Here is a 10321-nt window from a genome sequence, read left to right as displayed (position 1 = left end):
CACGTCGATGGGGCGGCCACCCGAATTCGGGTGGCCGCCCCATCGACGTGTGCGCGGACTCCGGTCGGCCGAGGGCCTTGCCGGGGAGTTCGGCCTTCGCGCCCAGCTCCACGGGCTTGTCCATGCTGTGCCGTCCCGGGGGTGACCCCCGGACCCCCGGCCGGGGGTGTCGCCGGTGGCGGGAGGGTCAGCCGAGGGCCTTGCCGGGGAGTTCGGCCTTCGCGCCCAGCTCCACGAGCTTCTCCATGAAGTTCTCGTAGCCGCGGTTGATCAGGCCGATGCCGTGGACGCGGGAGGTGCCCTGGGCGGCGAGGGCGGCGATGAGGTAGGAGAAGCCGCCGCGCAGGTCGGGGATGACCAGATCCGCGCCCTGGAGCTTCGTCGGGCCCGAGACGACCGCCGAGTGCAGGAAGTTGCGCTGGCCGAAGCGGCAGTCGGAGCCGCCCAGGCACTCGCGGTACAGCTGGATGTGAGCGCCCATCTGATTGAGCGCGGAGGTGAAGCCGAGCCGGGACTCGTAGACCGTCTCGTGGACGATGGACAGGCCCGTCGCCTGGGTCAGCGCCACCACCAGCGGCTGCTGCCAGTCGGTCTGGAAGCCCGGGTGCACGTCCGTCTCCAGCGCGATGGACTTCAGCTGCCCGCCGGGGTGCCAGAAGCGGATGCCCTCGTCGTCGATCTCGAAGGCGCCGCCTACCTTCCGGTAGGTGTTCAGGAACGTCATCATCGAGCGCTGCTGGGCGCCGCGGACGTAGATGTTGCCCTCGGTCGCCAGCGCGGCGGACGCCCAGGAGGCGGCCTCCAGGCGGTCGGGCAGGGCGCGGTGGGTGTAGCCGCCGAGCTTGTCCACGCCGGTGACGCGGATCGTCCGGTCGGTGTCCATCGCGATGATGGCGCCCATCTTCTGCAGGACGCAGATCAGGTCCTCGATCTCCGGCTCCACCGCCGCGTTGGACAGCACGGTGACGCCCTCCGCGAGGACCGCCGTCAGCAGCACCTGCTCGGTCGCGCCGACCGAGGGGTACGGCAGCCGGATCTTGGTGCCGCGCAGCCGCTGCGGGGCCTCCAGGTACTGGCCGTCCGCCCGCTTCTCGATGGTCGCGCCGAACTGCCGCAGCACGTCGAAGTGGAAGTCGATGGGCCGGCCGCCGATGTCGCAGCCGCCCAGACCCGGGATGAACGCGTGCCCGAGCCGGTGCAGCAGCGGGCCGCAGAACAGGATCGGGATCCGCGAGGACCCGGCGTGGGCATCGATGTCAGCGACGTTGGCGCTCTCCACGTACGTGGGGTCGAGCACCAGTTCGCCGGGCTCCTCGCCCGGACGGACCGTCACGCCGTGCAGCTGCAGCAGCCCCCGTACGACCCGGACGTCACGGATGTCCGGGACGTTGCCCAGACGGCTCGGTGCGCTGCCCAGCAGCGCGGCGACCATGGCCTTCGGTACGAGGTTCTTCGCACCGCGGACACGGATCTCGCCCTCCAGCGGGGTGCCGCCGTGGACAAGCAGGACATCGTCGTTGACGGTCATGAATCTCGCGTTCCGTGGGAGTGGGGCAGGGGCCAGAAGGGAAAGGGTAGTCGCCTCCGACCCCCCTTCCGTAAGCCCGGAGAGGGCCCTGGAGCGTCATGGATCCGTCACAACACGCAGGGTTCCGCGACGGGTACGCGGGGTCACCGCCCCCCTCGGGCGCCGGGGACGCCCCCGTCCGCCCTGAGCTGCGTTCACTCCCGTACCCCGTTGCCTCCCCACGCGGGAGCGAGATGCGGGATCATGTCTGGCATGACCGAGGTGTCCTCGCTCACAGGGCGGTTGCTCGTGGCCACTCCCGCCCTGGCGGACCCGAACTTCGACCGTGCGGTGGTGCTCCTCCTCGACCACGACGAGGAGGGTTCCCTCGGCGTCGTCCTCAACCGGCCGACCCCGGTGGACGTGGGCGACATCCTGGAGGGCTGGGCGGACCTGGCCGGCGAGCCGGGTGTCGTCTTCCAGGGCGGCCCGGTGTCGCTGGACTCGGCCCTCGGGGTCGCCGTCGTCCCCGGCGGGACGGAGGGGGAGGCCGCGCCGCTGGGCTGGCGCCGGGTGCACGGCGCGATCGGGCTGGTCGACCTGGAGGCCCCGCCGGAGCTGCTCGCCTCCGCCCTCGGCTCGCTGCGGATCTTCGCCGGGTACTCCGGCTGGGGCCCCGGCCAGCTGGAGGACGAGCTGGCGGACGGCGCCTGGTACGTCGTGGAGTCGGAACCCGGGGACGTCTCCTGCCCGTTCCCGGAGCGGCTCTGGCGCGAAGTGCTGCGCCGCCAGCGCAACGAGCTGGCGATGGTGGCCACCTATCCGGACGACCCTTCGCTCAACTGATGCGGGTGAGCTTCAGTACCCTTGGCTCCTATGAGCACTCTTGAGCCCGAGCGCGGGACTGGTACGGGGACCCTCGTCGAGCCGACGCCGCAGACCTCCCACGGCGACGGTGACCACGAGCGCTTCGCCCACTACGTCCAGAAGGACAAGATCATGGCGAGCGCCCTCGACGGGACACCCGTCGTGGCGCTGTGCGGCAAGGTGTGGGTGCCCGGCCGCGACCCGAAGAAGTACCCGGTGTGTCCCATGTGCAAGGAGATCTACGAGTCCATGGGCGCCGACGGCGACGACAAGGGCAAGGGCGACAAGTAGTCCGCGCCCTCCCCTCCGTCGGTCCGGTCCCCTCCAGGCCCCCGGGGCGCGCTTCGCGCGCCCCGGGGGCCTCGTGCGTGGGCCGGGGCCGCCCCGCTCCGGGCCGGTGAACCCGGCCGGTCGCGGCACTGGCCCCGGATGCGTTGTGCGGAGCAGAATCACCATTGCGCGTGCCGCAACGCGCTCGGGGGGTCTGTGAAGGTGTCCGCACCACTGGTGAGCCGGGACGGGACATCCCGGGGGATCCCGCGCGCCGGCCCGCTCGTCCCGCCGGGCGCCGTGGCCCCGTGGTCACCGGCGTGCCCTCCCCCTCTCCGCCGGGAACGGTCCTCCGTTCGCCGTCCCCTCCGCCGTCGGCGGCCCCCGCGGTGGGTTCCGCCGGTGGCGCCGCCGGTCCTCCCCGTGCTTCCTCGTACCCGTACAGCGGCGTCCGGTCCCCGGACCGGGCGGCGCGGTGAAGGAGTGACGTGACCGAACTGATCCCAGCGCCCCGCAGTGTCGTCGCCGGTTCCGGCGAGGTGCGGCTGACGGCGCGCTCCCGGCTCTTCGCGGATGACGGGACGGAGGGCGTCGGCCACTGGCTCCGCGCCGTCCTCCGGCAGGCGACCGGACTGCCGCTGCGCGAAGGGCGGGAACCCGACGGCGCGGACGAGGACGGCATCGGGCTCCGGCTCGGCCCCGGGCTGGGCCCGGAGGAGTACCGCCTCGTCAGCGACCGGAACGGCGTCCTCGTCGAGGGCGGCACCGCGGCCGGTGTCTTCCGGGGCGCCCAGACGCTGCGACAGCTCCTCGGCCCCGAGGCGTTCCGCAGGGCCCCGGTCCGCCGCGACCGGGTCTGGGCGGTGCCGCACGTCACGATCGAGGACTCCCCCCGCTTCCGCTGGCGCGGACTGATGCTCGACGTCGCCCGGCACTTCATGCCCAAGGAGGGGGTGCTGCGCCAACTCGACCTGATGGCGGCGCACAAACTCAACGTCCTGCACTTCCACCTGACGGACGACCAGGGCTGGCGCATCGAGATCCAGCGGTACCCGAAGCTCACCGGGACCGGTTCCTGGCGCGCCCGGACGAAGCTCGGGCACCGTGCGTCACCGCTGTGGGACGACAGGCCGCACGGCGGTCACTACACCCAGGACGACATCCGCGAGATCGTCGCCTACGCCGCCGAGCGGCACATCAGCGTCGTCCCCGAGATCGACGTGCCCGGGCACTCGCAGGCCGCCATCGCCGCGTATCCGGAACTCGGCAACTCCGACGTCGTCGACACCGCCTCCCTCACCGTCTGGGACACCTGGGGGATCAACCCGAACGTACTCGCCCCCACGGACCACACCCTGCGCTTCTACGAAGGGGTGCTCGAGGAGGTCCTGGAACTCTTCCCCGCGGACGCCGGCCCCTTCTCGCCGTTCGTGCACATCGGCGGCGACGAGTGCCCCAAGGACCAGTGGCGCGAGTCGGACGCCGCACGGAAGAGGATCGGCGACCTCGGACTCGCCGACGAGGACGCGCTCCAGTCCTGGTTCATCGGCCACTTCGACACGTGGCTCGCCGCGCGGGGACGCCGGCTGATCGGCTGGGACGAGATCCTGGAGGGCGGTCTGGCCCCCGGCGCGGCGGTGTCCTCCTGGCGCGGCTACTGCGGCGGGGTCGCCGCCGCCCGCGCGGGGCACGACGTGGTCATGTGCCCCCAGCAGTACGTGTACCTGGACTACCGTCAGGACGCGGGCCCCGACGAGCCGGTGCCGATCGGGTACGTGCGCACCCTGGAGGACGTCTACCGGTTCGAGCCCGTGCCGTCGGAGCTGACCGGCGAGGAGGCCGCGCGGGTGCTGGGCACCCAGGCCAACGTGTGGACCGAGGTGATGGAGGACCAGGGGCGGGTCGACTACCAGATGTTCCCCCGGCTCGCCGCGCTCGCCGAGGTCGCCTGGAGCGACCTGCCCGCCCCCGCCGACCGGGACTTCGCCGGCTTCGAACGGCGGATGGCCGCCCACTACCGGCGCCTGGACGCCCTCGGGGTCGCCTACCGCCCGCCCGCCGGACCGTTGCCCTGGCAGCGGCGCCCGGGCGTGCTGGGGCGCCCGCTCGACGGGCCGCCGCCGCACGGGTAACCCGCTCCCCCCGGGTCCCGGTGCGGGCGGACCGCTCCGTGCCGGGACCCGAACGGCGTGCGCGCACCCGTTCGCCCCCCGTCGAACAGGTCACGCGAAATGGGTGCGAAAGCCACCGAAGAGTGACGATCCCGAGCGTACCGGTGAGGGTGGAGGAAACCGGAGCCGTCCGGGGTGAGGTGGGCGAACGCCTCCTAGCGGACCCCCGTCCTCGGCACCTGTCAAGATGTGCCAGAGTTGCCACGTCCGCCCTGTCAGCACGTACCGTACGGCGCACAGGTGGGACCAGGTGGGGCAGCGGGAAGGGGCAGCCGGTTTTGAGCACGCACACACCGCAGGCGGCGCAGGCCGTGACGCTGCCCACGACACTCGACGAGGCGGTGGCGGCACTCACGGCGACGCCCGCCGCCGTGCCCGTCGCGGGCGGCACCGACCTGATGGCCGCCGTCAACTCCGGGCAGCTCAGGCCCGCCGCGCTGGTCGGCCTCGGCCGGATCAGCGAGATCCGCGGCTGGCAGTACCTGGACGGACACGCCCTGCTCGGCGCCGGGCTCACCCACGCGCGCATGGGCCGCCCCGACTTCGCCGCCCTCATCCCGGCGCTCGCCGCCTCCGCGCGGGCCGCCGGACCGCCGCACATCCGCAACGCGGGCACCCTGGGTGGCAACATCGCCTCCGCCGCCCCCACCGGGGACGCGCTGCCGGTGCTGGCCGCGCTGGAGGCGACGCTGATCATCGCGGGTGCGGGCGGGGTCCGCCGCGAGCTCCCGGTGTCGCACCTGCTGGCCGGGATGGACCTGTTGCGCCCGGGCGAGCTCATCGGCTACGTGCGCGTGCCGCTGCTGCACGCCCCCCAGGTCTTCCTGAAGGCGACCGGCCGCACCGGCCCCGGCCGCGCGGTCGCCTCCGTCGCCCTGGTGCTGGACCCGGCCCGCCGCGGGGTGCGCTGCGCGGTGGGCGCCATCGCGCCGATGCCGCTGCGGCCCCTGCAGGCCGAGCAGTGGGTCGCGCAGCTCATCGACTGGGACAACAACCGCGCGATCGTGCCCGAGGCACTGAGCGCGTTCGGGGAGTACGTCGCCGCGGCCTGCATCCCCGACGCCGCACCCGGCGAGGACGGCACCGTCCCACCGCTTCCACCCGCGGTACTGCACCTGCGGCGCACCGTCGCCGCGCTGGCCCGACGAGCACTGGGGAGGGCGCTGTCGTGACCGACGACCAGCACGGACAGGGCACGCCCCCGGGCGGCAGCCGCTGGGACCCGCTGCCCCAGGGCGACTACGACGACGGCGCCACGGCCTTCGTGAACCTCCCGGAGGGCGGCATCGACGCCCTCCTGGACTCCATGCAGAGCCCGCTCGCCGCGCCCGGCCACGGCTACGTGCCGCCGCAGATCACGGTCGACCCGGCGGCCGGCGCGGTCACCGACCCGGCGGCCGCCGGCTCCTGGGGCGTGCCCGGCGCGCCCGTCGACGGCGCCCGGTGGCACGACCCCGAGGCGGGCGCCGTGCCGGGGGACCGGTTCACGTACGACCCCGGCGCGGCCGGGCAGTGGTCCTTCGAGGAGCGGGCCGCGGAGAACCCGGCGCCGGGACACGACGTCACCGGCCAGTGGTCGATCCCCGTGGCCGACGGCGACCTGCCGGACGAGTCGGGCGAGTTCACCACGTCCTCCCTGGTCGAGCAGTGGGGCGGCACCCCGCCGGCCACCCTCCCGGGTGGCGCCCCGGCCCCCTGGGCGCCCCCGCAGGACATCGGCCGCCCGTGGGGACCCGGCGTGCCCGGGGTCCCGCAGGAGGAGGACCGGGAGTGGCGGGACGGCGGGCACGGCCCCGCGCCGGACGGGCGGGAGCCCGGCCCCGGGACCCGCGCCGACGACCCCGCGGCGGCCCCGCGGCCGGCCGGCGCGGACCCGCACGGCGGCCGTCCCGCGCCCGCCGCCGAACCCCTGCCGCCCGCCGAGCCCGGCAGCCCGGAGGGGGAGCCCGCGGACCAGGACGTCCACGGCGGGACCCCCGCCCGGGACACGGCCGTGCCGCCGGCCGGCGAGCACGCGCCGGAGCGGCCGGACGAGGACCCCCGGCAGGCCGGCGTGCCCCAGCCGTTCGCCGACGAGGGGTACGCGGAGCCGCGGTGGCCGTCGGCGGCGGAGACCCCCGGGGAAGCCGAGGACCCCACGGACCCCGCGGCCGGGTACCGGGAGCACCCGCACCCCGGCGCCCGGGACGGCTCGGAGCCCGCTCCCGGGACCGGCGAGGCCCCCGAGGACACCGAGGAGACGCAAGAGGGCACGGGGGCGGCCGAGAGCCTGCCGCCGGAGCCCTCGGCCCCCGCACCGGACGCGGAACCGGCGACGGAACCCGCCGCCGACGCCGGGTCCCCGGACACCGGCACGACACCCGCCGCCTCCGGCGCCGCGGACGACCCGCGGCCCCCGCACGACCCGCCCCACGACGACCACCCCCTCGCCTCCTACGTGCTCCGCGTCAACGGCGCCGACCGGCCCGTCACCGACGCCTGGATCGGCGAGTCGCTGCTCTACGTGCTGCGCGAGCGGCTCGGCCTGGCCGGTGCCAAGGACGGCTGCTCGCAGGGCGAGTGCGGCGCCTGCAACGTGCAGGTCGACGGCCGCCTCGTGGCGTCCTGCCTGGTCCCGGCCGTCACCGCGGCCGGCAGCGAGGTCCGCACCGTGGAGGGCCTGGCGCAGGACGGCCGGCCCTCGGACGTGCAGCGGGCGCTCGCCCGGTGCGGCGCCGTGCAGTGCGGTTTCTGCGTGCCCGGCATGGCGATGACCGTGCACGACCTCCTCGAGGGCAACCCGGCGCCCACCGAACTGGAGACCCGCCAGGCCCTGTGCGGCAACCTGTGCCGCTGCTCCGGCTACCGGGGCGTGGTGAACGCCGTCAAGGAGGTCGTCGCCGAACGCGAGGCGCACGCCGCGTCCGACGCGGACGACCCCGACGACACGCCGGACACGCCCCGCATCCCGCACCAGGCGGGCCCCGGCGCCGGCGGCGTCAACCCCTCGGCGTTCGGCGGTCCCGGACCCGACGAGCAGCCCCACGACCACTCCCACGGCCCGGACGGAGGCCAGGCGTGACCAACGAAGCAGCCGCCGCGCAGGCCGTGGAGGCCGCCCCCGAGCCGGAACCGCTCCCGCACGGACTCGGCGCCTCCCTCCCGGCCGCCGACGCCCGCGCCAAGACCGAGGGCACCTTCCCCTACGCCGCCGACCTGTGGGCCGAGGGGCTGCTGTGGGCGGCGGTGCTGCGCTCCCCGCACCCGCACGCGCGCATCGTCTCCATCGACACCACCCACGCGCGTGAGATGCCCGGCGTCCGCGCGGTGGTCACCCACGAGGACGTCCCCGGGAACCCGGTGCACGGCCGCGGCACGGCCGACCGGCCGGTCTTCGCCTCCGAGGTGGTGCGCCACCACGGCGAGCCCCTCGCCGCCGTCGCCGCCGACCACCCCGACACCGCGCGGATGGCCGCCGCCGCCGTCATCGTCGAGTACGAGGTGCTCGACCCGGTGACCGACCCCGAGCAGGCGTTCGAGGCCGAACCGCTGCACCCCGACGGCAACCTGATCCGGCACATCCCGCTGCGCCACGGCGACCCCGACGCGGCCGGCGACGTCGTCGTCGAGGGCCTGTACCGCATCGGCCGCCAGGACCCCGCCCCCATCGGCGCCGAGGCCGGCCTGGCCGTGCCCCGCCCGGACGGCGGCGTCGAGCTGTACCTGGCCTCCACCGACCCGCACGGCGACCGGGACACCGTCGCCGCCGTGCTCGGCCTGACACCCGATCAGGTGAAGGTCGTCGTCACCGGCGTGCCCGGCGCCACCGCCGACCGCGAGGACCGCGGCTTCCAGCTCCCGCTCGGCCTGCTGGCGCTGCGGACCGGCTGCCCGGTGAAGCTCGCCGCCACGCGCGAGGAGTCCTTCCTCGGCCACGCCCACCGCCACCCCACCCTGCTGCGCTACCGCCACCACGCCGACGCCGAGGGCAGGCTGGTGAAGGTCGAGGCGCAGATCCTGCTCGACGCGGGCGCCTACGCCGACACCTCCTCCGACGCCCTGGCCGCCGCCGTCGCCTTCGCCTGCGGCCCGTACGTCGTGCCCAACGCCTTCATCGAGGGCTGGGCCGTGCGCACCAACAACCCGCCCTCCGGCCACGTGCGCGGCGAGGGCGCGATGCAGGTCTGCGCCGCCTACGAGGCGCAGATGGACAAGCTGGCCAAGAAGCTCGGCGTCGACCCGGCGGAGCTGCGCCTGCGCAACGTGATGGCCACCGGCGACGTGCTGCCCACCGGCCAGACGGTGACCTGCCCGGCCCCGGTGGAGGAACTCCTGGAGGCGGTGCGGGACTTCCCGCTGCCGCCGCTGCCCAAGGACACTTCTGAGGACGAGTGGCTGCTGCCCGGCGGCCCCGAGGGCGCGGGCGAGCCGGGCGCGGTGCGCCGGGGCGTGGGCTACGGCCTCGGCATGGTGCACATGCTCGGCGCGGAGGGCGCCGACGAGGTGTCCACCGCCACCGTGCGCGTCCAGGACGGCGTGGCGACCGTGCTGTGCGCGGCCGTGGAGTCCGGCCAGGGCTTCTCCACCCTGGCCCGGCAGATCGTCCAGGAGACCCTCGGCGTCGACGAGGTGCACGTGGCGCCCGTCGACACCGACCAGCCCCCGGCCGGACCGGGCTGCCGCGGCCGGCACACCTGGGTGTCGGGCGGTGCGGTGGAACGCGCGGCGAAGATGGTCCGCACCCAGCTGCTGCAGCCCCTCGCGCACAAGTTCGGCATGTCCACCGAGCTGCTCCAGATCACCGACGGCAAGATCACCTCGTACGACGGCGTGCTGTCCACGACCGTCGCCGAGGAACTGGAAGGCAAGGAGCTGTGGGCCACCGCCCAGTGCCGCCCGCACCCGACGGAGCCGCTGGACGGGGCCGGGCAGGGCGACGCCTTCGTCGGCATGGCCTTCTGCGCGATCCGCGCGGTGGTCGACGTCGACATCGAGATCGGCTCGGTGCGGGTGGTGGAGCTGGCGGTCGCCCAGGACGTGGGCCGGGTGCTGAACCCGGCGCAGCTGGCCGCCCGGATCGAGGCGGGCGTGACCCAGGGCCTGGGCGCCGCGCTCACCGAGAACCTGCGCACGCCGCGCGGCCTGGTCCGCCACCCCGACCTGACCGGGTACGCCCTGCCGACCGCGCTGGACGCGCCGGACATCCACATCGTGAAGCTGGTCGAGGAACGGGACGTGGTCGCGCCGTTCGGCGCGAAGGCGGTCAGCGCGGTGCCGGTGGTGGCCTCGCCGGCGGCGATCGCCTCCGCCGTGCGGGCCGCCACGGGCCGCCCGGTCAACCGGCTGCCGATCCGTCCGCAGGCCGCGGTGGTGACCGGCGGCTGAGAGCCCCCTCCGGGCGATCCGGGCGGGAAGGCAACGCGAACGGCCCCCCGGGCGTCTTCAGTGACGGGGCGTCGGATGCGGCGCCCTCGGTCCGGGGCGTTGTCAGTGGCGCCGCGTAGTGTTCCGAACAGTGGGGGACGGC

At 75.0% G+C, this 10321-nt stretch carries 7 protein-coding genes; 6 read left to right on the top strand and 1 reads right to left on the bottom strand.

Annotation, left to right across the window (positions count from 1 at the left end; genetic code table 11):
• Positions 1-187: 187 nt before the first annotated feature.
• Positions 188-1528, bottom strand: coding sequence for a UDP-N-acetylglucosamine 1-carboxyvinyltransferase (gene murA, locus ABTY20_RS28610; RefSeq protein WP_351999939.1), 1341 nt, complete (start codon positions 1526-1528; stop codon positions 188-190).
• Between the two features lie 252 nt (positions 1529-1780).
• Here murA and ABTY20_RS28605 point away from each other — a divergent pair, with 252 nt between their 5' ends.
• The 6 genes from ABTY20_RS28605 (at position 1781) to ABTY20_RS28580 (ending at position 10179) form a co-directional block, all read left to right on the top strand.
• Entirely contained in the window at positions 1781-2353 is a 573-nt protein-coding gene (locus tag ABTY20_RS28605; RefSeq protein ID WP_351999938.1) for a YqgE/AlgH family protein, read from the top strand.
• Positions 2354-2383: 30 nt separating this feature from the next.
• A complete protein-coding gene (locus tag ABTY20_RS28600) occupies positions 2384-2665 on the top strand; it encodes a DUF3039 domain-containing protein (RefSeq protein ID WP_351999937.1) in 282 nt (93 codons plus the stop codon).
• Between the two features lie 467 nt (positions 2666-3132).
• Entirely contained in the window at positions 3133-4776 is a 1644-nt protein-coding gene (locus ABTY20_RS28595; protein WP_351999936.1) for a beta-N-acetylhexosaminidase, read from the top strand.
• Between the two features lie 317 nt (positions 4777-5093).
• The gene (locus ABTY20_RS28590) at positions 5094-5987 is read left to right on the top strand and encodes an FAD binding domain-containing protein (protein ID WP_351999935.1); all 894 of its coding nucleotides are present in this window, start codon (positions 5094-5096) and stop codon (positions 5985-5987) included.
• Complete coding sequence (locus ABTY20_RS28585; RefSeq protein ID WP_351999934.1) at positions 5984-7876, top strand: 2Fe-2S iron-sulfur cluster-binding protein; 1893 nt, start codon at positions 5984-5986, stop codon at positions 7874-7876. Before ABTY20_RS28590 ends, ABTY20_RS28585 begins: the two co-directional genes overlap by 4 nt.
• Positions 7873-10179, top strand: coding sequence for a xanthine dehydrogenase family protein molybdopterin-binding subunit (locus ABTY20_RS28580; protein ID WP_351999933.1), 2307 nt, complete (start codon positions 7873-7875; stop codon positions 10177-10179). Before ABTY20_RS28585 ends, ABTY20_RS28580 begins: the two co-directional genes overlap by 4 nt.
• The last annotated feature ends 142 nt before the right edge of the window (positions 10180-10321 follow it).

Source organism: Streptomyces sp. NPDC126497, from assembly GCF_040302425.1.
Classification (GTDB): domain Bacteria; phylum Actinomycetota; class Actinomycetes; order Streptomycetales; family Streptomycetaceae; genus Streptomyces.
Note: the sequence above shows the minus strand (reverse complement) of the source record. Positions and strands in the feature narration are given on the sequence as shown.